Annotated in this window: 19 protein-coding genes; 1 reads left to right on the top strand and 18 read right to left on the bottom strand. The window is 62.3% G+C overall.

Features of this window, described 5'->3' with window-relative positions:
* Positions 1-21 precede the first annotated feature (21 nt).
* From phoR to NG898_RS04820, 11 genes are all read right to left on the bottom strand, one after another.
* Positions 22-1,350 carry a phosphate regulon sensor histidine kinase PhoR gene (gene phoR, locus NG898_RS04870; protein ID WP_252691298.1) on the bottom strand — a complete coding sequence of 443 codons (1,329 nt, stop codon included), beginning with the start codon at positions 1,348-1,350 and terminating at the stop codon, positions 22-24.
* Positions 1,351-1,433: 83 nt separating this feature from the next.
* A complete protein-coding gene (phoB, locus tag NG898_RS04865; RefSeq protein WP_045203227.1) occupies positions 1,434-2,147 on the bottom strand; it encodes a phosphate regulon transcriptional regulator PhoB in 714 nt (237 codons plus the stop codon).
* 23 nt (positions 2,148-2,170) lie between these two features.
* Positions 2,171-2,884 carry a phosphate signaling complex protein PhoU gene (phoU, locus tag NG898_RS04860; protein ID WP_092969902.1) on the bottom strand — a complete coding sequence of 238 codons (714 nt, stop codon included), beginning with the start codon at positions 2,882-2,884 and terminating at the stop codon, positions 2,171-2,173.
* 40 nt (positions 2,885-2,924) lie between these two features.
* On the bottom strand, positions 2,925-3,716 hold the full coding sequence (pstB, locus tag NG898_RS04855) for a phosphate ABC transporter ATP-binding protein PstB (protein ID WP_004634243.1): 792 nt from the start codon (positions 3,714-3,716) through the stop codon (positions 2,925-2,927).
* Positions 3,713-4,597, bottom strand: coding sequence for a phosphate ABC transporter permease PstA (gene pstA / locus NG898_RS04850; RefSeq protein WP_252691297.1), 885 nt, complete (start codon positions 4,595-4,597; stop codon positions 3,713-3,715). The genes pstB and pstA overlap by 4 nt, the downstream gene beginning before the upstream one ends.
* 38 nt (positions 4,598-4,635) lie before the next feature.
* Complete coding sequence (gene pstC / locus NG898_RS04845) at positions 4,636-5,610, bottom strand: phosphate ABC transporter permease PstC (RefSeq protein WP_252691296.1); 975 nt, start codon at positions 5,608-5,610, stop codon at positions 4,636-4,638.
* 117 nt (positions 5,611-5,727) lie between these two features.
* The gene (gene pstS / locus NG898_RS04840; protein ID WP_252691295.1) at positions 5,728-6,762 is read right to left on the bottom strand and encodes a phosphate ABC transporter substrate-binding protein PstS; all 1,035 of its coding nucleotides are present in this window, start codon (positions 6,760-6,762) and stop codon (positions 5,728-5,730) included.
* A 191-nt stretch (positions 6,763-6,953) separates the two neighbouring features.
* Positions 6,954-8,297: a phosphoglucosamine mutase gene (gene glmM, locus NG898_RS04835; protein WP_252691294.1), complete on the bottom strand. Its 1,344-nt coding sequence runs from the start codon at positions 8,295-8,297 to the stop codon at positions 6,954-6,956.
* 108 nt (positions 8,298-8,405) lie between these two features.
* Positions 8,406-9,269 (bottom strand): dihydropteroate synthase, encoded by an 864-nt coding sequence (folP, locus tag NG898_RS04830; RefSeq protein WP_252691620.1) that lies wholly within the window; start codon positions 9,267-9,269, stop codon positions 8,406-8,408.
* A 145-nt stretch (positions 9,270-9,414) separates the two neighbouring features.
* Positions 9,415-11,301, bottom strand: coding sequence for an ATP-dependent zinc metalloprotease FtsH (gene ftsH / locus NG898_RS04825; RefSeq protein ID WP_092969891.1), 1,887 nt, complete (start codon positions 11,299-11,301; stop codon positions 9,415-9,417).
* Positions 11,302-11,432: 131 nt separating this feature from the next.
* On the bottom strand, positions 11,433-12,098 hold the full coding sequence (locus NG898_RS04820) for an RlmE family RNA methyltransferase (protein ID WP_252691293.1): 666 nt from the start codon (positions 12,096-12,098) through the stop codon (positions 11,433-11,435).
* 108 nt (positions 12,099-12,206) lie between these two features.
* Between NG898_RS04820 and NG898_RS04815 the strand changes: the two genes are divergently transcribed.
* Positions 12,207-12,707 (top strand): YhbY family RNA-binding protein, encoded by a 501-nt coding sequence (locus tag NG898_RS04815; RefSeq protein ID WP_004634261.1) that lies wholly within the window; start codon positions 12,207-12,209, stop codon positions 12,705-12,707.
* A 65-nt stretch (positions 12,708-12,772) separates the two neighbouring features.
* Here NG898_RS04815 and NG898_RS04810 read toward each other — a convergent pair whose 3' ends face one another.
* From NG898_RS04810 to NG898_RS04780, 7 genes are all read right to left on the bottom strand, one after another.
* Complete coding sequence (locus tag NG898_RS04810) at positions 12,773-13,231, bottom strand: DUF4149 domain-containing protein (protein ID WP_252691292.1); 459 nt, start codon at positions 13,229-13,231, stop codon at positions 12,773-12,775.
* Positions 13,232-13,251: 20 nt separating this feature from the next.
* The gene (greA, locus tag NG898_RS04805) at positions 13,252-13,728 is read right to left on the bottom strand and encodes a transcription elongation factor GreA (RefSeq protein ID WP_027681156.1); all 477 of its coding nucleotides are present in this window, start codon (positions 13,726-13,728) and stop codon (positions 13,252-13,254) included.
* Between the two features lie 198 nt (positions 13,729-13,926).
* Entirely contained in the window at positions 13,927-17,172 is a 3,246-nt protein-coding gene (gene carB / locus NG898_RS04800; RefSeq protein WP_232040337.1) for a carbamoyl-phosphate synthase large subunit, read from the bottom strand.
* 16 nt (positions 17,173-17,188) lie between these two features.
* Positions 17,189-17,863: a leucine efflux protein LeuE gene (gene leuE / locus NG898_RS04795; RefSeq protein WP_252691291.1), complete on the bottom strand. Its 675-nt coding sequence runs from the start codon at positions 17,861-17,863 to the stop codon at positions 17,189-17,191.
* A gap of 21 nt (positions 17,864-17,884) precedes the next feature.
* A complete protein-coding gene (gene carA, locus NG898_RS04790) occupies positions 17,885-19,021 on the bottom strand; it encodes a glutamine-hydrolyzing carbamoyl-phosphate synthase small subunit (RefSeq protein ID WP_252691290.1) in 1,137 nt (378 codons plus the stop codon).
* 345 nt (positions 19,022-19,366) lie between these two features.
* Entirely contained in the window at positions 19,367-21,268 is a 1,902-nt protein-coding gene (prpE, locus tag NG898_RS04785) for a propionate--CoA ligase (protein ID WP_252691289.1), read from the bottom strand.
* A 145-nt stretch (positions 21,269-21,413) separates the two neighbouring features.
* Positions 21,414-22,964 (bottom strand): transglycosylase SLT domain-containing protein, encoded by a 1,551-nt coding sequence (locus NG898_RS04780; RefSeq protein ID WP_092969877.1) that lies wholly within the window; start codon positions 22,962-22,964, stop codon positions 21,414-21,416.
* Between the last annotated feature and the right edge of the window lie 20 nt (positions 22,965-22,984).

Genomic DNA, 22,984 nt, shown 5'->3' with positions numbered 1-22,984 from the left:
AGGGATGGAGAAGACCGGTGATCAGGCGACACGCTCATCGGTAACGCTGGCGCTGCGCACCACCGTGCGCTCCGGCGGGAACACGGCGCGGAAGGTGCTGCCCTTGCCGTGCTCGCTGGTCACCTGCAGTTCTCCACCGTGGCGTGACAGCACGTGCTTGACAATGGCCAAGCCCAGCCCGGTGCCGCCGGTGTCGCGTGAACGGCTGCGGTCCACCCGATAGAAGCGCTCGGTCAGACGCGGAATATGCTCGGGCGCGATGCCGATCCCCGTGTCAGTGACTGAGTACACCGCGTGGCCGTCCCGCACGCCCCAATCCAGGCGGATCGTGCCGCCATCCGGCGTATAGCGCACTGCGTTGGACGCCAGGTTGCTGAATGCGGAAAGCAATTCAAGCTCGGCGCCACACACGCTCACGGCGGGGTCGCACGTCATGCTGACGGTGTGCCGGCCCGCAGAGAGCGCTTCGATATCGTGCTGGAGCTGCAGCATCATGCGCTGCATCGGCACCGGCGCCAATGACGGCGGCTCGGAATTCCCCTCCAGCGTGGCGAGCGCCAACAAGTCTTCCACCAGGTGCTGCATGCGCATGGCTTGCGTATGCATCATGTCCAGGTAGCGCTTCTTGTCTTCTTCCGGCAGAGGAAGGTCGCGCACCGTCTCCAGAAAACCCGAGAGCACGGTCAGCGGCGTCTTCAACTCGTGCGAGACGTTGGCCACGAAATCGCGGCGCATCGCTTCGGTGTTCTCCAGCTTGGTGATGTCCTGCGACACCAGCAGCTTGCGGTCTTCGCCATACGGCAAGATCTGGGCGGAGATGATGCTTTGCTTGTGCGGGCCCACGTCATGCATGGTGAGCGGCTCCTCGAACTCGCCGCGCGCAAGGTAGCGCACGAACTCCGGCCGGCGGATCAGGTGGGTAATACGTTGGCGCAGATCGCGCCTGGCAGAGAGGCCAAAGTGCTCTTCAGCCACCGCGTTGCACCATTCGATCTGGTCTTCGCCGTCAAGCATGAGCACGCCGTTGGGCGAAGCCTGAATGGCCTGGATGAAGCGGCTGTGCTGTTGCTCGACCTGCAGCACCTGCGTGCGCCAGCCCTTCATCAACCGGTGCAGGCGGTAGTAGACCTCGCCCCACAGGCCCAACGCGCTGGGGATCTCGCCATAGGCCGGCGAGTCCAGCACGCGCCACAGGCGTTGGATCTGATAGACGTAATACAGGAGCATCGCCAACAACATTGCACTGAGAACGGCCAGTGCAACGACATGGTCGACGAAGAGATACAAGCATGCCGCGACGATGCCCATGAGGGCGGCAAAGACGGCAAAGCGGGTCCAGAAGACGTTCATGAAGGCATTCTAAGCGCTGGACCGCGACGGGCGCGTGAACGCGCGAGGGAAAAAACCACGCGCGCGTTCGTCTGAGGGATGCGTTATTGCCCCGGATTGCGCGCCAGGCGATAGCCGCTGCCGCGCACGGTTTCGATCATGTTGCTATAGCCACCCGGAGCGAGCGCTGCACGCAGACGCTTGATGTGCACGTCCACCGTGCGCTCTTCCACGAACACATGGTCGCCCCACACCTGATCAAGCAGCTGCGAGCGGCTGTGCACGCGCTCCGGATGCGTCATCAGGAAATGCAGCAGTCGGAACTCCGTCGGACCAAGGTCCAGCTTGATCGGGTTTTCTGCCTCGAGGTTCGTAGCCGTTACGCGGTGCGTGGCCGGGTCCAGCTTCAGGCCGTTGATTGCCACCACGTCATCGGTCAGCTGCGGCGCGCGGCGGCGCAGCACGGCCTTGATGCGGGCCAGCAATTCCTTGGGCGAGAACGGCTTCGTGACGTAATCGTCCGCGCCACTGTCCAGGCCCATGATCTTGTCCTGCTCTTCGCTGCGGGCCGTCAGCATGATGATCGGGATCTGGCGCGTGCGCTCGTTGGCGCGCAGTTCCTTGGCGAACATCACGCCCGACTTGCCCGGCAGCATCCAATCGAGCAGAACGAGGTCGGGCAACACATCGCTCATCAACGACAACGCCTGCTCGGCGTTGTACGCGCGGATCGGGTAATGCCCTGCGTGCTGCAGGTTGACGGCGATCAGTTCAGCGATCGCCGGTTCGTCTTCTACGACGAGAATACTGCTCGGCATGCTCACGTCTCCAGTCCTGCCTTTTATTCGCCTTCGCCAAGGATCTCGCGTTCCAGCGTCTCGCGTGAAGCGTGCCGGACGTCGGTGCCCTTGACGATGTAGATAATAAACTCGGCGATGTTCTTGGCGTGATCGCCAATACGCTCAATAGCCTTGGCAATGAACAGCAGATCCAGCGCCACCGAAATCGTGCGCGGGTTCTCCATCATGTACGTGATGAGTTCGCGCATGAAGCCGCGGAATTCCTCATCGATGGCCTTGTCTTCCTGCAGGATCGACACGGCGGCAGCGGTATCCAGGCGCGCGAACGCGTCCAGCGCGTGACGCAGGATGGTGGCGGCCATCTCGCCCGAGCGCTCCACACCAGCGTAGTTCAACGCATGTGCCGACGGGTCCTGCATGATGCGCTTGGTGCGCTTGGCGATCTTCTCGGCTTCGTCGCCGGCACGCTCAAGGTTGGTGATGGTTTTCGAGATTGCCATCACCAAACGCAAGTCACGTGCGGTCGGCTGGCGGCGCGCGATGATGTTGTTGCAATCGCTGTCGATCTCGATCTCGAGCGCATTGATTTCCAGCTCCACGGCCATGACTTGATCGCACATGGCGGTGTCGAAGTTGGCCAGTGCGCGCATGGCGCGTGCAATTTGCGCCTCCACCAGCCCGCCCATCTGCAGCACCTTGGTGCTGATCGAGGTCAGGTCGGTATCAAACTGCGATGACAGATGCTTCTCAGACATCGGTTTCTCCTTGTCGCTTCAGCTTCAGCGTTGTTGCAGGTCAGCCGAAGCGGCCGGTAATGTAGTCTTCGGTTTCTTTGCGCTGCGGCTTGATGAAGATCTTTTCGGTATCGCCGAATTCGATCAGCTCGCCCAGATACATGTACGCCGTGTAGTCAGAGCAACGCGCCGCCTGCTGCATGTTATGCGTGACGATGACGACCGTGTAGTCGTCCTTCAGTTCAGCGATCAGCTCTTCGATCTTGCCCGTGGAAATCGGGTCGAGCGCCGAGCACGGTTCATCCAGCAGCAGCACTTCGGGGCGGATGGCAATGCCACGTGCGATACACAGACGCTGCTGCTGACCGCCCGACAGGCCGTAACCCGACTGGTTGAGCTTGTCCTTCACTTCGTTCCACAGAGCGGCCTTGGTCAGCGCCCATTCCACGCGATCGTCCATCTCAGAGCGCGACAGACGCTCGAACAACTTCACACCGAAAGCGATGTTGTCGTAGATCGACATCGGGAACGGCGTCGGCTTCTGAAACACCATGCCGACCTTGGCACGCAGCAGCGCGATGTCCATGCGCGAGGTCAGCAGGTTCTCGCCGTCCATGTTGATCTGGCCTTCGGCCCGCTGCTCCGGATACAGCGCGTACATCTTGTTGAACGTACGCAGCAGCGTCGACTTGCCGCAGCCCGACGGGCCGATGAACGCAGTCACCTGCTTTTCCGGAATCTGCAGGGAGATGTTCTTCAGCGCGTGGAACTTGCCGTAGTAGAAGTTCAGGTCGCGAACATCGATCTTCGGGCTTTGCGTGCGCACTTCGAGGGACGTAGCAGTCATGGTCATTTCTTGGTGAACAAGGCACGCGCGAGGACATTCAGCCCCAGCACACCCAACGTAATCAGGAATACCCCGGCCCAGGCCAATTGCTGCCACTCGGGGAACGGGCTCATCGCAAACTTGAAGATCACGGTCGGCAGCGTGGCAACCGGCTGATTCAGATCCAAGCTCCAGAACTGGTTGTTCAGCGCGGTGAAGAGCAGCGGCGCGGTTTCGCCGGCAATGCGGGCCACGGCCAGCAACACACCAGTAATCACGCCGGCATACGACGCCTTCAACGTAATCGACAGGATCATCTTCCACTTGGGCGTGCCAAGCGCCATGGCAGCTTCACGCATCGCGTTGGGCACCAGGTTCAGCATGTTCTCGGTGGTGCGCACCACGATCGGAATCTGCAGCAGCGCCAGCGCAAGCACGCCGGCAATCCCCGAGAAGTGCTGCACGCGGGCCACCACGACGGCATACACGAACAGGCCGATCACGATGGACGGTGCCGACAGCAGGATGTCATTGATGAAACGCGTGGCGCTCGCCAGCGGCGAAGTCTTGCCGTACTCGGCCAGATAGATGCCGGCCATGATGCCCAGGGGTGTGCCGACCAGCGTAGCCATGCCCACCAGCAGGAGCGACCCTGCGATGGCGTTGGCGAGGCCGCCTCCCGGCGTATTGGGCGCCGGCGTCATCTCCGTGAAGAGCGACATCGACAAGCCGCCCACACCCAGCGAGAGCGTGGTCCACAGAATCCATGCCAGCCACACCAGGCCGAAGGCCATGGCAGCCAGCGACAGCGCCAGCGCAATCCCGTTGATGTTGCGGCGGCGGGCCTGCAGGCGTGCCTTGATCTTTTCAGAGTCGGCGCGGACGGCAGGAATGGAAGACGTACGCATGGTGTTGGGTCTCATAGCGTCAGGCAGATCGCGTTGGTTCACTTTTGACCCTCGCCCTTCTGCAGGCGCAGAAGCAGCAACTTGGACGCCGCCAGCACGATGAACGTGATGACGAACAGGATCAAGCCAAGCTCCATGAGCGCCGCGGTGTGCAGACCCTGGCCTGCTTCCGCAAATTCATTGGCCAGCGCCGACGTGATGCTGTTACCCGGCGAGAACAACGACGGATCGGACAGCAGGTTGGTGTTGCCGATCACGAACGTCACGGCCATGGTCTCGCCCAGGGCGCGCCCCAAGCCAAGCATCACACCGCCGATCACACCCGCCTTGGTGTACGGCAGCACGACGTTCCACATGACCTCCCACGTCGTGCAGCCCACGCCGTAGGCGGATTCCTTAAGCAGCGTCGGCGTGATTTCGAACACATCGCGCATCACCGCCGAGATGTACGGGATGATCATGATCGCCAGGATCACCCCGGCGCACAGCAGGCCGATACCAATCGGCGCACCCTGGAACAGCGCGCCGATGACCGGGATCTTGCCGACGGTCGCGGCCAGCGGCTTTTGAAAGTATTCACCGAAGATCGGCGCAAACACGAGCAGACCCCACATGCCGTACACGATGGACGGCACTGCAGCGAGCAGCTCGATGGCGGTACCTAGCGGTCGACGCAGCCACGCCGGCGACAGCTCGGTCAAGAACAGGGCAATGCCGAAGCTCACAGGCACGGCAATGATGAGCGCGATCAGCGACGTGACCAAAGTGCCGTAGACGGGCACCAGCGCGCCATAGATGTCAGAGGGCGGATCCCACTCCGAATTCCACAGGAACGACAGGCCGAACTTCTGAATCGTGGGCCAGGAGCTGATGATGAGCGAGATGATGATGCCGCCCAGCAGTAACAGCGTAACGATTGCGGCAAGGCGGGTCAGACCGCCGAACACCAGGTCGCCGAGGCGGCTGGGTGCTCGCATACGGGAAGCGCCAGAGGAATCAGAGAGCGTGGCCATGAGGGAAACCGGTCAGCCGTGAAAGAAGCATTTGAAATGGTGCGGACGGCCAATTCTTACCGTCCGCCCGCACCTTGTGCTGCACCTACTTACGAGCCTTTATGCAGCAGGCAACGATCAGTGGTTGTAGACAACCTTGCCCGATGCATCCTTCACGCTCGACTTCCACGTCGCACGGATCTGGTTCTTCACAGCGTCCGGCAGCGGCACGTAGTCCAGGCCCTTGGCAGCGTCGTCGCCACCCTTATAGGCCCAGTCAAAGAACTTCATGACTTCAGCGCCCTGCTCCGGCTTGGCTTGCGTCTTGTGCAGCAGGATGAACGTCGCACCGGCGATCGGCCATGCATCCTTGCCCGGCTCGTCCGTCAGGATCTGGTAGTACGACTTGCTCCACTCGGCGCCGGCAGCTGCGGCCTTGAACGCTTCAGCGGTCGGTTGCACGGTGGCACCCGACTTGTTCTGCAGGTTCACGTACGTCATCTTGTTCTGCTTGGCGTAGGCGTACTCAACGTAGCCCACTGCACCACCCAGACGCTGCACGAAAGCGGCCACGCCTTCGTTGCCCTTGCCACCCGTACCGGTCGGCCAGTTCACGGTCGTGCCTTCGCCAACCTTGCTCTTCCACTCGGTGTTCACCTTCGACAGGTAATTCGTGAAGATGAACGAGGTGCCCGAACCGTCAGCGCGGCGCACCACCAGGATGTCCTGGTCCGGCAGCTTGGCCTTCGGATTCAGCTTGGCGATGGCCGGATCATTCCACTTCTTGATCTTGCCCAGGTAGATGTCACCCAGCAATTGGCCGTTCAGCGTCAGTTCGCCCGGCTTCACGCCCGGCAGGTTGATCACAGGCACCACGCCGCCGATCACGGTCGGGAACTGGATCAGGCCATCCTTGGCCAGCTCTTCGTCCTTCAGCGGCATGTCCGATGCACCGAAGTCGACGGTCTTGGCAGTGATCTGCTTGATGCCACCCGACGAGCCGATACCTTGGTAGTTCACCTTGGTTTGGGTCGCCTTGTTGTAGTCGGCCGCCCACTTGTTGTAGACGGGTGCCGGGAATGTTGCGCCTGCGCCAGTGATGTCAACAGCAAATGCGGCACCAGCGAAAGCCAGCGCGGCCACGCCAGCGATTGCGGATTTGACCAGTTTCATGAGTTCTCCAGAGGAGCGGTTGAGCGATGACAGATTTTTGACATCCGAACTTTAGGCGGCTTGAATGACAGTTCTGTGACAACACGAAAACTTCTCATAACTGACCTGCAAGGCATGAAAGTCGACCTCTGCGCATAAAAAAAGCGGCCCGCAGGCCGCTTTTTTACTTACATATTTGATCGAGCAAGAACTTACTGCAACGTCGCTGCAAGACGCTCCGCGTGTTGGTTGGCCAGTTCAGCATCCTGCGCTTCCACCATCACGCGAACGACCGGCTCCGTACCCGACGGGCGAATCAACACGCGCCCCTTGCCGTCAAGCTCAGCTTCGCTGGTCTTCAGCGCCGCTTGCAAGCCAGCGTGCGACTTCCAGTCGAAGCCCTTTTCGACCCGCACGTTGATGAGCTTTTGCGGGAATAGGCGCACGCCGTCCAGCATCTGGTCCAGCGTCTGGCCACTGCGACGCAATGCCGCAAGCACCTGCAGTGCCGAAATGATGCCGTCGCCGGTGCTGTGCTTGTCCAGGCAGAGCAAGTGGCCTGACCCTTCGCCGCCCAGCAGCCAACCATTCTTCTTCAGCTCTTCCAGCACGTAGCGGTCACCCACCTTGGCACGCACGAATTCAACGCCCTGCGCCTTGAGCGCCAGCTCCACAGCAAGATTGGTCATGAGCGTGCCGACCGCACCCGGCACCGCCTGACCAGCCGCACGGCGCGCCTGCACCATCACGTAAAGCAGTTCGTCCCCGTTGTAGAGGCGGCCATTGCGGTCCACCACCTGCAGGCGGTCGGCATCGCCGTCGAAGGCCAGGCCAATGTCGGCACCATGCTCGCGCGTGGCCTCGACCAACTTGCCCGGCGCTGTCGCGCCATAGCCGTCGTTGATATTGCGGCCATTCGGCTGGTTACCGATCGAGACGACGTCCGCACCCAACTCATGGAAGACGTGCGGCGCGATGTGATAGGCCGCGCCATGCGCGCTGTCCAGCACGACCTTCATACCGAACAGGTTCAAATCGCTGGGGAACGTGCTCTTGCAGAACTCGATGTAACGACCAGCAGCATCCTCGATACGACGGGCTCGGCCCAGCGCGTCTGAGGCCGCGTACACCATCGGTTTTTCCAACTCGGCCTCGATCTGCAACTCGGTTTCGTCCGGCAGCTTGTCGCCGGTGGCCGAGAAGAACTTGATGCCGTTGTCGTAATACGGGTTATGTGATGCAGAAATCACCACACCCGCCGACAGCCGCAGCGCACGCGTGAGATACGCCACACCGGGCGTGGGCAGTGGCCCGCTCATCAGAACGTCGACACCGGCTGCGGTAAAGCCCGCTTCCAACGCAGCCTCCAGCATGTAGCCTGATAGGCGCGTGTCCTTGCCGATCAGCACGGTGGGACGGCCATGGCCATGCGCCTCTCCGCCGTGGGCCAGCACGCGGCCTGCTGCATAACCAAGGCGCAACACGAAATCCGGCGTGATCGGGCTTTCACCGACACGCCCACGGATGCCGTCGGTGCCGAAATACTTCCTGGACATTGGGAATCTCTCCTGGAGAATGTTTCTTTATTTGTTTGTAAGGCGCCAGCCATCGCCGGGCAATCCTCTATTCGCTTGACCCCCAGCCGCGTGAGGCCGGGACGGCTCTCAGGCCACTGGCGGATTCACCCGTTCGTGGCGCATGGCCCACCAGAGTTGAATCGCTTCCACCGTCGGTTGTACGTCGTGCACACGCACGATGAACGCCCCCCGCTCTGCAGCCAGCAGCGCCGCCGCCACGCTGGCCGTCACGCGCTCGGCCGGCGGTTTGCCACCCAGCACAGCGCCAAGCGTCGATTTGCGCGATAAACCGACGAGCAACGGCAAACCGATCCGATTGAACTCCGCCAAGCGATTGAGCATGGTGAGATTGTGATCCGGCGTTTTGCCAAAGCCAAATCCCGGATCGAGCGAGATACGGTCAGCGGCCACACCTGCGGCCATCAACGCCTCTGTCTGCGAGCGCAGGAAGGTCTCCACCTCGCCCATCAGGTCCGCATAGCTGGGCGCTTCCTGCATCGTTTCCGGATCGCGCTGCATGTGCATGACGCACAGGCCCGCGTTGCCCTTGGCTACTGCCTCGATCGCGCCCGGCCGGCGGAAGCCCCATATGTCGTTGATCAGATCGGCGCCGGCATCCAGCGTGGCCCTCATCACTTCGGGCTTGTAAGTATCAATGGACAGCGGTTTGCCGCATTCGCGCAGCGCCTCGACGAGGGGCATCACGCGGTCCAACTCGGCCTGCAGGCTCAGCGGCTCGGCACCCGGACGACTCGATTCGCCACCGATGTCGATCATGTCCACGCCTTCGGCGATCAGTCTCTCAGCGTGGCGCAAGGCTGTATCGCGCGTGGCATGTTGCCCCCCGTCGGAGAACGAATCGGGCGTGACGTTGAGAATGCCCATGACCAGGGGACGCCGATCGCGCACGTAACGGAAACGTCCACACTGGAAGTGCGTTGTGGTGGAAATGGAAGCGGACAAGATAGATTGATGGAAATGCTGCGCAGGACCGGAATGCTACGCCAGGCATACCAGAAAGCGCCAACAAAAAAGCCGGTGCGCTTGCACCGGCTCTTCTGCGTCGCTGCCAGAGCGACAAATCAACGCGTCATCATCAGGCCGTGGCAGGCACGTTGCCCGGGGTCACGCCAGCCGGAGTGCCACCACCCGGCGGGGTGCTGCCACCACCGGTCGAGCCGTAGCGCGGCGGGCGCGGCGGCTTGCCGTCCATGATGTCGTTGACCTGATCGGCGTCGATGGTTTCCCACTCGAGCAGCGCGGCGGTCATGGCTTCAACCTTCTCGCGATTCGCTTCCAGCAGCCCCTTGGCCAGGGCGTACTGTTCATCCACGATACGGCGAATTTCCGAATCCACCTTCTGCTGCGTCGCCTCGGACACCGTCTTCGATGCCATACGGCCGAAGAAACCATCCTGTTCCGTATCAACGTAGACCATGGTGCCGAGCGCGTCGCTCATGCCATAGCGCGTCACCATATCGCGGGCCATCTTGGTGGCGCGCTCGAAGTCGTTGGAGGCACCAGTACTCATCGCGCCCAGGAACACCTCTTCTGCCGCACGGCCACCGAACAGAATCGCGACCTCTTCGAGCATCGTGTCCTTGTAGGCGTAGTGCTTGTCGTGCTCAGGCAGCTGCCAGGTCAGACCGCCCGCCCAACCGCGCGGCATGATCGTGACCTTGTGCACCGGATCAGCCTTCGGCAGCAGCTTGGCCACCACCGCATGACCCGACTCGTGGTACGCCGTAGCGCGGCGTTCCTCTTCGCGGATCACGGCCGACTTGCGCTCCGGACCCATGTAGATCTTGTCCTTAGCGTCTTCGAAGTCCTGCATGTCGACCACGCGCTTGTTACGGCGCGCAGCAAACAGCGCAGCTTCGTTAACCAGGTTGGCCAGATCAGCGCCGGAGAAGCCCGGCGTGCCACGTGCCAGCACCGATGCATCAACGTCGTTGCCGATCGGCACCTTACGCATGTGCACCTTGAGAATCTGCTCACGGCCGCGGATGTCGGGCAGCCCAACGTAAACCTGACGATCGAAACGGCCCGGGCGCAACAGCGCCTTGTCGAGCACGTCGGCACGGTTGGTTGCGGCGATCACGATGACGCCCGAGTTGGCCTCGAAACCGTCCATCTCGACCAGCATTTGGTTCAGCGTCTGCTCGCGCTCGTCGTTGCCGCCGCCCATGCCGGCGCCGCGATGGCGACCGACCGCATCGATTTCATCGATGAACACGATGCAGGGTGCCTGCTTCTTGGCGTTTTCGAACATGTCGCGCACGCGGGCCGCGCCCACGCCAACGAACATTTCAACGAAGTCCGAACCGGAGATGCTGAAGAACGGCACCTTGGCTTCGCCAGCAATGGCGCGAGCCAGCAGCGTCTTACCAGTACCAGGAGGGCCCACCAGCAGTACGCCGCGCGGGATGCGGCCGCCCAGCTTTTGGAACTTCTGTGGGTCTTTCAGGAAGTCGACCAGCTCAACGACTTCCTCCTTCGACTCGTCACAGCCTGCCACGTCAGCAAACGTGACGCTGTTGTTGTTCTCGTCAATCAACCGCGCCCGGGACTTGCCGAACGAGAAGGCGCCGCCTTTCCCGCCGCCCTGCATCTGCCGCATCATGTAGAACCAGAACACGATGATCAGCAACGTCGGGCCGAGGTAGTAAAGCGCGGTGAGAAGCACACCTTGCTCTTCTTCCGCCTTGCCAGTCACCTGTACGCCGTACTTCATCAGGTCGCCCACCATCCAGATGTCGCCGGGCGAGATGATGGAATACTTGTTGCCCTCGTTGGGCGTGACCAACAAAGTACGACCCTGGACTTCTACGCGCTTGACCTTGCCGGCCTTCGCGTCGTCCATGAATTGCGAGTACGTCACACCCTCTTGGGCGCGCGGCTTGTCGAACTGCTTGAAGACGGTGAACAGCACCAAGGCAATCACCAGCCAGATGGCCGCCTTCTGAAACCAGTTGTTATTCAAGGCGAGACTCCTTTAGAAATGCCTTGACGGGATGCTTGGCATTGTAATGCACGGACACCGCCGCGGGTTGATTGCCCGCAAGACCGACGGACCGCCGCGCCAGCCGGGGGCCCCTTCCTGTGTATCGTCCGTCAGCCAGGATGCTTGAGTTGGCGGCCCAACAAGAATGTTTCGGACGATTTGTCGCGGGAGGCTTTAGGCTTGCGTGGCGCCACGATCTTGAAATGGCGCTTGAACAACTCGACGATCTGACTATAGCCGCTGCCGTGAAAACATTTGATCAGCAGCGCGCCCTCAGGTTTCAGGTGCGCCATGGCAAATTCCACAGCCAGCTCGGCGATGTGCTCCATGCGCGCGGCGTCCGCCGACGCCACGCCTGAGAGATTGGGGGCCATATCGGACAAAACAAGGTCCACTTTGCCCCCGCCGGTGGCTTCCAACACGATTTCTTCGAGTTGACGGAAAACGTCGTCCTCGCGGAAGTCGCCCTGGATGAAGGTGACGTCGGCGATGGCTTCCATTGGCAGGATGTCGATGGCGACGATTGCCCCATCGATACGGCCGTCCTTGGCGCGCGGCGATGCGGCCAATTTGTTGCGCACGTATTGGCTCCAACTGCCCGGCGCGGCGCCCAGATCAACGATGACCTGGCCCGGCTTGATCAGCTTGTCCTGCTCGTCGATCTCTTTGAGCTTGTAGGCGGCTCGCGCGCGATAGCCTTCGCGCTGCGCGAGCTTTACGTACGGATCGTTGATATGGTCGTGCAGCCACGACTGGTTGAACTTGTTCTTTGCCATCGAATTGGTTGCAATTTCGCCCGGATGTCGCGCCAAACATGGCAGCCAGGACTGGTTTTGGCGGATAATACGCGCCGTTTGTCTCTTTGCGCGATCCCGCCCTTATTTATGCCCGCCCTTATCCTCACCCCTGCCCAACGATCGGAACTGCGCTCCGAAGCGCACGCGTTGAACCCGGTCGTCATCATCGGTGCGGAGGGCCTGACCAAGGCCGTTCTGGCCGAAATCGACCGCTCGCTGGCAGCCCACGGGCTGATCAAGATCCGCGTCTTCGGCGATGACCGCGAAGCTCGGATCGAACTCTATGACACCATCTGCGCCCGGCTGCAAGCGGCCCCGGTACAGCACATCGGCAAGCTGCTGGTGATCTGGCGCGAGGGCCCGGCGTACCTGAAGGAAAACCAGCCGCGAGACCTCAAGCCGCCGCGCAAGACGACCGTTGGTGCCGGTCCGCGCTCGGTCACCGTGCGCAAGCCGAACCCGAACAGCGCGCGCCGTCCGAAGCCGGTCCGCCTGAGCGTGCTCGGCAACGAGCGCGTCACGGCCGGCGGCAACGTCAAGCGCGCGAAACCGCGTCAAACCAGCCAGAAAAAGAAAGCGCTGTCCTGATTCAATTCGGCACTGTACAGAAAACGACCGGCTTTCCAGCCGGTCTTTTTTTGGCCTCAGGCGGCTTACCGAATACCGGCCGCCTTCCAGATCAGCGCCAACCCCAACAGGCTCTGCATCAGATAGAACACACTCGATACGCCGTGCAGCATGGCAAATTGTGCGCGGTAAGGCGAATCCCCCACCGCCACGCCGAGCGCATCGGCCTGTTCGCGCAGCGACGCCATGAAGGGCTGCAGGCCGAAATAGCCCACCAGCACGCAAAGCAGCATCGCCAGCACAAGCCAGCGCAGCCGCCGGTAGCCGGCCTGACCGCGACGCACCAGCGCCGTGGCGGCCAGCAGCAGCAAGCACCCTGTCGCCAGACCGATCCACGCTTGCGCATGAAACAACCGGCCGGCAATTGAGCCGGCCAACTGGCGATCATTCAGCATCGCAAACAGCGTCGGAGCGACGATGTAACCAATGGTCCAGAGCGAACCGCACCATACCGTGGCAAGCAACTGGAAGAAGCGCTGCGGCATGGCGGTTGTCTCGGATCGGGTTAGAGGTACTTGACGGCCAGGACTTCGTACTCGCGTTCGCCGCCGGGGGCGACCACGGTGGCGACGTCGCCTTCGAACTTGCCGATCAACGCACGGGCGATCGGCGAGCTGATCGAAATCTTGCCGGTTTCCAGATCGGCCTCGTCATCGCCGACGATCTGGTACGTGACAGGCTTACCCGAATCCAAGTCTTCGAGGTCGATGGTGGCGCCAAAAACCACGCGGCCATCGGCATCCAGCGAAGCAGGATCGATGATCTGCGCAGCGGACAGCTTGCCTTCGATTTCCTGGATACGGCCTTCGATGAAGCCCTGGCGCTCCTTGGCGGCATCATAGTCGGCGTTTTCGGACAGATCGCCCTGGGCGCGTGCCTCGGCGATGGCGTTGACGACGGCCGGACGCTCCTTGGTCTTCAGACGTTGAAGCTCCTCTTTCAGCATCTCGGCACCGCGCTTGGTAATCGGAATGGTGCTCATCGTAAGTAATTCGGAATCACAAAAAAATCAGCCGCTGCGAAGCGGGAGGGCGCGTAGCGCACACCCGCCCGACGGCGGCTGTCGTTGTTTTGACACGGAGGCTCTAGTTTAGGCGAACCGTCCGGAGGCGGCAACTGCTCCTCTCCGGCGGGCTCGCCGCGACGCTATGCCGCGTCGCGGGCCCTGCTGAGGATGGGCTTACAGGGTGGCGTGCAGACCCTGCAGGTCGTACACGTCGAGGTGTTGCATGTGTTTCAGACCTTCCACCGCGGCGCGAGCGCCGGCGATGGTCGTGTAGTACGTCACGCGCTGGGCCAATGCTGCCTGGCGGATGGAACGCGAGTCGGCAATCGCGGCACGCGTCTCGTCGACAGTCGTGAAGACGAGCGCGATCTCGCTGTTCTTGATCATGTCGACAATGTGCGGACGGCCGTCCTTCACCTTGTTGACCACGCGCACCGGAATGCCGGCGGCTTCAATGGCTGAAGCCGTACCGCGCGTCGCCACGATCGGGTAGCCCAGCGTATGCAGCGCGCGGGCCACTTCCACGGCTTGCGGCTTGTCGCTGTCCTTGACCGTCATGAGCACGGTGCCCTTCTCGGGCAGGCGCGAACCGGCGGCGAGTTGGCTCTTGAAGAGCGCCTCGCCGAAGGTCTTGCCCACACCCATCACCTCGCCGGTGGAGCGCATTTCCGGTCCAAGCACCGGGTCGACACCCGGGAACTTGTTGAACGGGAACACCGCTTCCTTCACGCTGTAGTACGCTGGCACGACTTCCTTTTCGATACCTTGCGAATCCAGCGACTGACCGGCCATGCAGCGAGCCGCGACCTTGGCCAACGAGACACCGGTCGCCTTCGAAACGTACGGCACGGTACGCGACGCGCGCGGGTTCACTTCCAGCACGTAGACGATGTCCTCACCGCCCTTCTGCTGGATCGCGAACTGCACGTTCATCAGACCAACCACGTTCAGCGCCTTGGCCATCGCAGCGGTCTGGCGCTTGAGTTCATCAACGGTGGCTTGCGACAGCGAATACGGCGGCAGCGAGCAAGCCGAGTCGCCCGAGTGCACGCCGGCCTGCTCGATGTGCTCCATCACGCCACCGATGAACACGCGCTTGCCGTCAGACAGGCAATCCACGTCGCACTCGATGGCGTCGTTCAGGAAGCGGTCGAGCAGCACGGGGCTGTCGTTCGAGACCTTCACGGCCTCGCGCATGTAGCGCTCGAGGTCACGCGGCTCATGCACGATTTCCATCGCGCGGCCACCCAGCACGTACGACGGACGCACCACCAGCGGGTAGCCGATTTCTTCGGCCAGCTTCAGCGCCTCGTCTTCGGCACGCGCGGTGCGGTTGGGCGGCTGGCGCAGGCCCAGCTCGTGCAGCAGCTTCTGGAAGCGCTCACGATCTTCGGCCGCGTCGATCATGTCCGGCGACGTGCCGATGATGGGCACGCCGTTGGCTTCCAGGTCGAGCGCGAGCTTCAACGGCGTCTGGCCACCGTATTGCACGATCACGCCGACCGGCTTTTCCTTGTCGACGATCTCGAGCACGTCTTCCAGCGTCACCGGCTCGAAGTACAGGCGGTCGGACGTGTCGTAGTCAGTAGAAACGGTTTCCGGGTTGCAGTTGACCATGATGGTCTCGTACCCGTCTTCGCGCAGTGCCAGCGCGGCGTGCACGCAGCAATAGTCGAACTCGATGCCTTGGCCGATCCGGTTCGGGCCACCGCCCAGCACCATGATCTTCTTGTTGCTGGTCGGCTCGGCTTCGCACTCGCCGTGCTCGGCTTCGTACGTCGAGTACAGGTACGCCGTGTTGGTGGCGAACTCGGCCGCGCAAGTGTCCACGCGCTTGTAGACCGGGCGGACCTTCTCGGCGATACGCTTCTCGCGCACGGCCTTGGAGGTCGTCTTCATCAGCTTGGCCAAGCGGCGGTCGGAGAAGCCCTTCTGCTTGAGCAAGCGCAGCTCGGCAGCCGACAGACTGTCCAGCGTGCGGGCCTTGACCAGCGCTTCGGTCTTGACGATGTCTTCGATCTGCGCAAGGAACCACGGGTCGATGGACGTCTCCGCGTAGACCTCGTCGATCGACAGGCCCAGGCGGAATGCGTCACCCAGGTACCAGATGCGGTCCGGACCGGCTTCGCCGATCTCTTCGATGATCTCGTCGCGGTCGGTGGACTTTTCGTCCAGGCCATCCACACCGACTTCCAAGCCGCGCAGCGCCTTCTGGAACGACTCCTGGAAGGTCCGGCCCATGGCCATCACCTCGCCCACGGACTTCATCTGCGTGGTCAAGTGGCTGTCGGCTTGCGGGAATTTTTCGAACGCGAAACGCGGCACCTTGGTGACCACGTAGTCGATCGACGGCTCGAACGACGCCGGGGTCGCACCACCGGTGATCTCGTTCTTCAACTCGTCCAGCGTGTAACCCACGGCCAGCTTGGCAGCAACCTTGGCGATCGGGAAACCGGTGGCCTTGGAAGCCAGCGCGGAGGAGCGCGACACACGCGGGTTCATCTCGATCACGATCATCCGGCCATCCTTCGGATTGATCGAGAACTGCACGTTCGAGCCGCCGGTATCCACGCCGATCTCGCGCAGCACGGCCAGCGAGGCGTTACGCAGGATCTGATATTCCTTGTCGGTCAGCGTCTGTGCCGGGGCCACGGTGATGGAGTCACCGGTGTGGATGCCCATCGGGTCCAGGTTTTCGATCGAGCAGACGATGATGCAGTTGTCGGCCTTGTCGCGCACGACTTCCATCTCGTATTCCTTCCAGCCGAGCAACGACTCTTCGATCAGCAGCTCGTTGGTCGGCGAGAGGTCGAGACCGCGCTTGCAGATCTCTTCGAATTCTTCGCGGTTGTAGGCAATGCCGCCGCCCGTGCCACCCAGCGTGAACGACGGACGGATCACGATCGGGTAGCCGCTCGTGCCGGTTTCCTTGGCGATCTGCGACTGCACGGCCACGGCTTCGTCCATCGAATGCGCAATGCCGGACTTGGCCGAACCCAGGCCGATCTTGGTCATCGCATCCTTGAACTTCTGGCGGTCTTCGGCCTTGTCGATGGCCTCGGGCGATGCGCCGATCAGCTCGACGTTGTACTTCTTCAGCACGCCGTGGCGGTGCAGGTCCAGCGCGCAGTTCAGCGCGGTCTGGCCGCCCATGGTCGGTAGGATCGCGTCGGGGCGTTCCTTGGCGATGATGCGCTCGACGACTTCCCAGGTGATCGGCTCGATGTAGGTCACGTCGGCCGTGTTGGGGTCGGTCATGATCGTGGCCGGGTTGCTGTTGACCAGGACCACCTTGAAGCCTTCTTCACGGAGCGCCTTGCAAGCCTGCGCGCCGGAGTAATCGAATTCACACGCCTGGCCGATGATGATCGGACCCGCGCCGATGATCAGGATGGTTTTGATATCTGTACGTTTTGGCATAACCCGCTCGATTCGATTAATTCAGTGTGGCCGTCGCCAGCTTGGCGGAAAAGCCGATAAACATGACGCCGACGCCGCTGCTCATACCAGCAGACAAACGTCGTCGCGCGCGGAACGCCGCGGCCAGCCGCGCGCCCACGAAGATGATGGTGGTCAGGTACAGGAAGCTGCAGATCTGGCAGACCAGCCCCAGCACGACGAACGACACCACCGGCAGCGCGTAGTGCGGGTCGACGAACTGGATGAAGAACGAGATGAAGAACAGGATCGCCTTCGGGTTCAGCAGGCTGATGATCAGCGCCTTCTTGAAGGGATGAGATTCATCGGCCGGGACCGCGTTTTGTTCGACGGACCCACCGGCCTTGCGCGCGCGCCAATTGCGCACCGCGCCACACAGCATCTGAAGACCGATCCACGCAAGGTACGCCGCCCCGATGTACTTCACGACGTAGAACAGCGCCGGACTCGCCTTCAACAGCGAAGCCACGCCCGCTGCCGACAACACCATCAGAATGGCATCGCCCAGAAACACGCCGCACGCGCCCTGGTAGCCCGCACGCACTCCGCGTCGGGCCGCCACCGACAGCACGTACATCGAGTTCGGCCCCGGCAGCAGCACGATGAAGATCGTGCCGAGCAGGAAGGTCCAGAACTCGGTGATGCCGAAGTGGGCGAGCATGAAGGCGTTCATGACGATGCGATCTCGTAGGCTTTACTGCTTGGCTGCGTCCATCGCCGCGGTGAAGCGGTCGAACAGATACGCGATGTCGTGCGGACCGGGCGACGCCTCCGGGTGACCCTGGAAACAGAACGCCGGGCGGTCGGTCAGCTCGAAGCCCTGCAGCGTGCCGTCAAACAGCGAAACGTGCGTCACGCGCGCATTGGCCGGCAGCGATTCGGGGTCCACTGCAAAGCCGTGGTTCTGCGAAGTGATGACCACGCGGCCATCCTGCAGATCCTTGACCGGGTGGTTGGCGCCGTGGTGGCCGGTCTTCATCTTGAGCGTCTTGGCGCCCACAGCCAGGCCCATGATCTGATGACCCAGGCAGATGCCGAAAGTCGGCAGGCGGCGTTCGAGGAATTCCTTGGCAGCGGCGATCGCGTAGTCGCACGGCTCCGGATCGCCGGGGCCGTTGGAAAGGAAGACGCCATCCGGGTTATGCGCCAGGACATCGGCTGCGCTGGTTTGCGCCGGCACCACCGTTACGCGGCAGCCACGCTCGGCCAGCATGCGCAGGATGTTGAACTTGACGCCGAAGTCGTACGCGACCACGTGGTACTTCGGGGCTTCCTGCTTGCCGTAGCCGCGACCCAGCTCCCATTCGGTCTGGGTCCACTCATACGGCTCGGTCACAGATACGACCTTGGCCAGATCCATGCCCGACAGGCCCGGGAACGAACGCGCGAGGTCGATGGCCTTCTGCACGTTGTCTTCGCCGGCGAGAATGCAACCATTCTGGGCGCCCTTCTCACGCAGAATCCGAGTCAGCTTGCGGGTATCGATTCCGGCAATGGCGACCACCTTCTCACCCTTCAGGTAATGCGAGAGCGAGTGTTCCTTGCGGAAATTGGACGCGAGGATCGGCAGATCCTTGATGATGAGGCCGGCGGCATGGACTTTCGTAGCTTCGACGTCCTCACGGTTCACGCCAACGTTACCGATATGCGGATACGTGAGCGTGACGATCTGGCGCGAGTAGCTCGGATCGGTAAGGATTTCCTGATAGCCGGTGATGGCAGTGTTGAACACCACTTCGCCGATCGTATGACCGGCCGCACCGATGGAATAGCCACGAAAGACCGTGCCGTCTGCAAGCGCGAGGATGGCGGGCGGGAAAGACGGCAACACGGGTAGCTCCTGCTGGATTCACCCTGTGCCGACCTGATCACCTTGTCGCCGAAGCGGAATTCCGGCTGTGCGGAATCCGGGCCGTTCGCGCGTCGCGAGTCGGGCTGGGACAGAACTCACCAGAAATCACCGAGAAACGAGGCAGACGGGGCGGTAGGCGGGAGGTAGGAAGCGGTTGGCGCTAGGGTGATGGGTTTCTGAACTCAAACCCAACGAGTATACCCGGACACCGCAAAAAACTCAATAAAAGGAAGGACTTAACGGCGAGCGCCACCCGCATGGCGCCCTCCCGTCATGCCCTTACGCCCAGCTCCAAGCGGGCGAGAATGTCACGTTTACAGTGCCCTACTCACCTCGCATGGCAGCCTGCACCTGGGCCAGTGCCGTGGGGTCTTCGATGGTGGTCAGATCACCCGGATCACGGCCCTCCGCTACCGCCTGCATTGCGCGGCGCAGCAGCTTTCCCGAGCGCGTCTTGGGCAAGGCCCCGACAAAGAATACGCGCGAGGGCCGCGCCACTGCGCCGAGTTGCGCCTCGACCGTGCGCATCAGTTCGCCTTCCAGGGCCAAACGCCCCGCCGCCTCAGAAATGCGCGAGGCGTCACGCACGATGGCAAATCCCATCGCCACCTGCCCTTTGAGTTGATCTGCTACGCCCACCACCGCCACCTCGGCGATGGCCGGATGCGACGACAGGCTCTCTTCGATCTCGCGCGTGCCGAGGCGGTGGCCTGCAACGTTGATCACATCGTCGGTGCGGCCGAGGATGGTGACGTAGCCCTCCTCGTCGCGCACGCCCCAGTCGAAGCTCGAATAGATGTGCCGCCCAGGAAACGCCGACCAGTAGGTCTTCAGAAAGCGGGCATCGTCGCCCCAGACGGTGGTCATGCAGCCCGGTGGCAGCGGCGCGGCGACGGCGAGGAGCCCTTTTTCGCCCGGGGCGCATGGTTGCCCCGTAGCCTCATCCAGGATGTCGAGCTTGTAGCCGTAGACCGGGAAGCCCGGCGAGCCGAGCTTTTGCTCGGAAGGCTCGACCCCTTGCGGAATGGCCAACATCGGCCAGCCGGTCTCGGTCTGCCAGTAGTTGTCGACGATGGGCTTGTGCAGGGCCTCGCCAATCCAACTGGCGGTGGGCTCGTCCAGCGGCTCGCCGGCAAGGAACAGGCGGCGCAGGCTCGACAGGTCATGCCGCTGTAGCAGCGCAGGATCCTGCTTCTTGAGCACGCGAATGGCGGTCGGCGCGGTGAACATCACGTTCACGCGGTATTGCTCAACGATGCGCCACCAGACGGCGCCGTCGGGGCGGATTGGCGTGCCTTCGTACATGACCGTCGTCAGGCCCGCCAGCAGCGGCGCATAAACGATGTAGCTGTGCCCGACCACCCAGCCGACATCCGATGCAGTGAACATCGTGTCGCCAGGCTGCGTGCCAAAAATGAGCGGCATCGAAGCCGCCAGTGCCACCGCGTAGCCGCCGGTGTCGCGCTGGACGCCTTTCGGTTTGCCAGTCGTACCCGAGGTGTAGAGGATGTACGAGGGCTCGCTCGACTCCATCCATTCGCACGGCACATCGGCATTCGCGTGCTCTGCCGCGAGCGTTGCGTAATCAACATCGCGCGGGTTGTACTGCATGGGCGCGAGTTTGCGATTGATGAGCAGCACGCGTTCAGGCTTGTGCGCCGCCAGGTCGATCGCCGCGTCAAGCAACGGCTTGTATTCGACCACCTTGCCCGCTCGCGAGCCAGCATCCGCACTCACGATCACACGCGGCGTAGCGTCGTCGATGCGCGTGGCGAGGCTGTTGGATGCGAAACCACCGAACACCACCGAGTGGATTGCGCCGATGCGTGCACAGGCCAGCATGGCAAACGCGGCCTCGGGAATCATCGGCAGGTAAATCAGCACGCGATCGCCGCGTCTGACACCCAGCGCCTGCAGACTCGCCGCCATGCGGTTGACCTCGCGATGGAGTTGGCGATATGTGTACGTGGTCTCCAGGCCGGTTTCGGTGGAGACGTACACCAGCGCCGCTTGCTCACCACGCGTGGCGAGATGCCTGTCGACGGCGTTGTGGCAGAGGTTGGTGCGTCCGCCCACGAACCACTTTGCGAACGGCAGGCGCGAATCGTCGAGGACTGCCGAATACGGCGTTTGCCACTCGATACGCTGGGCCTGCTCGCCCCAAAAGCCTGTGGGATCGTCAATGGAGCGCTGATACAGCGCGCGATACGCGGCGGACATGGGCATGACGTTGTCTCCTGGCCATCGTGTGCGATGGCTCGATCTTGATTGTGCTTGGATACACCTACTTTGCGGTCGCCAACTTACGCAGGTCTTACCGCCGCCCCAAAACAAAACGGCGCCCCGTAGGACGCCGTTTCTCTTGCCAGCCTCAGCGCTTCTTGCGCTTGGCCGAACTCGATGAGGTTGCCACCGGTTTAGCCTTGACCACCGGCTTGCCGGCCACCTTCGCGGTCGGCACGCGGGTGGTTGCCGCTGTGGCGCGCGCCGTCGTGGCCGACACGCGCATCACGCGCACATGCCCACCACGGCTGCCACCGCGCGCTTGCGGCAGCATCAGCACGACACTGTGCCCCTTGGGGATGGCGTCGCCGGGGAGCTGGTTCCACGCACGAATCTGGGCAACGGACACGCCGTAGCGCCGCGACAGACCCGCAACCGTGTCACGCTTGCCTGCGCGCACCACCACCTTTCTGAGATCCGGCATGTCGGGTTCGACTGCCATGGTGGCGTTCTCGGCCAACTCGGGGCTGATGTCGGGTGCGTTTTCCTGGGCGCCGTCGGCGCGCGGCACCACCACGGTGGAACCGGCCTTCAAACGCATGCCCTTCGGAATGCGATTGATCTCGCGAATGGTGTCGGGATCCACCTTCAGCCGCGCCGCCAACGCTTCCACGCGCTCGCGATTGCCGACCGTCACGGCAGTCCAGCTGGAAAGGCCGCCACGATAGGTGTTGAGGTTGTATTGGAACGTTTCCGCGTTGTCGTACGGCAGCAGAATCTGTGGGTTCGATGCGCCCAGGATCACCGGCCGGTTAAACGATGGGTTCAGCGCCTTGAACTCATCCATCGGCAGATTGGCCAGCTTGGCGGCCAGCGTCACATCAATATCACGTGACGTTGTGACGGTGACGAAGTACGGATGGTTGGGAATCTCTGGCAGCGTGACGCCGTAGCGCTCCGGGTTAGCAATGATGTTCTTCACCGCCTGGAGCTTGGGCACGTACATGCGCGTCTCGGCGGGCATGTTCAGGTTGACGTAATCCGTCGACAGGCCGGCTGCCTGATTACGCGCAATCGCCCGCGCAACCGCACCCTCGCCCCAGTTATAGGCAGCCAGCGCGAGTTGCCAGTCGCCAAACTGGTCGTGCAGCTTGGAAAGATAGTCAAGCGCAGCATCGGTCGAGGCAAGCACATCGCGGCGCTCGTCCTGGAAGACGTTCTGCTTGAGGTTGTACGTTCTGCCGGTGCTCGGGATGAACTGCCACATTCCGGCGGCCTTGGCGCTAGACACAGCCTGCGGGTTGAACGCGCTTTCCACGAACGGCAGCAGGGCCAGCTCGGTGGGCATATTGCGCCGCTCCAGCTCTTCGACAATGTGATACAGGTAGCGGTTGGAGCGATCCACCATGCGGCGGAAAGCGTCTGGGCGCTGCGCATACCAGTCGGTACGATCGTCCACAGCCGAGCTTTGCAGGTCGGGCATGGAGAAACCTTGGCGAATGCGCGCCCAGAGATCCTTGGCCGGCCCTTTCAGGGATGCCACGGGCTGCTGATCGACGTTGACGACCGGCGCAGGGGCTTGGCCGGTGGCGGTGGAAGCGCTGGTGCTGGCTGTGTCGGCGTTCGGCCCGGGGGCCGTTGCACAGGCCGCAAGGAGCAGACTGAGCACAGTTGCCGCAAGAAGTCGCACGGATCGCATCAAGTTCTGTGAGGTTAGGG

Source organism: Ralstonia mojiangensis (genome assembly GCF_023955645.1).
GTDB classification, from domain to species: domain Bacteria; phylum Pseudomonadota; class Gammaproteobacteria; order Burkholderiales; family Burkholderiaceae; genus Ralstonia; species Ralstonia mojiangensis.
This window is presented reverse-complemented; position numbering and strand designations above follow the sequence as displayed.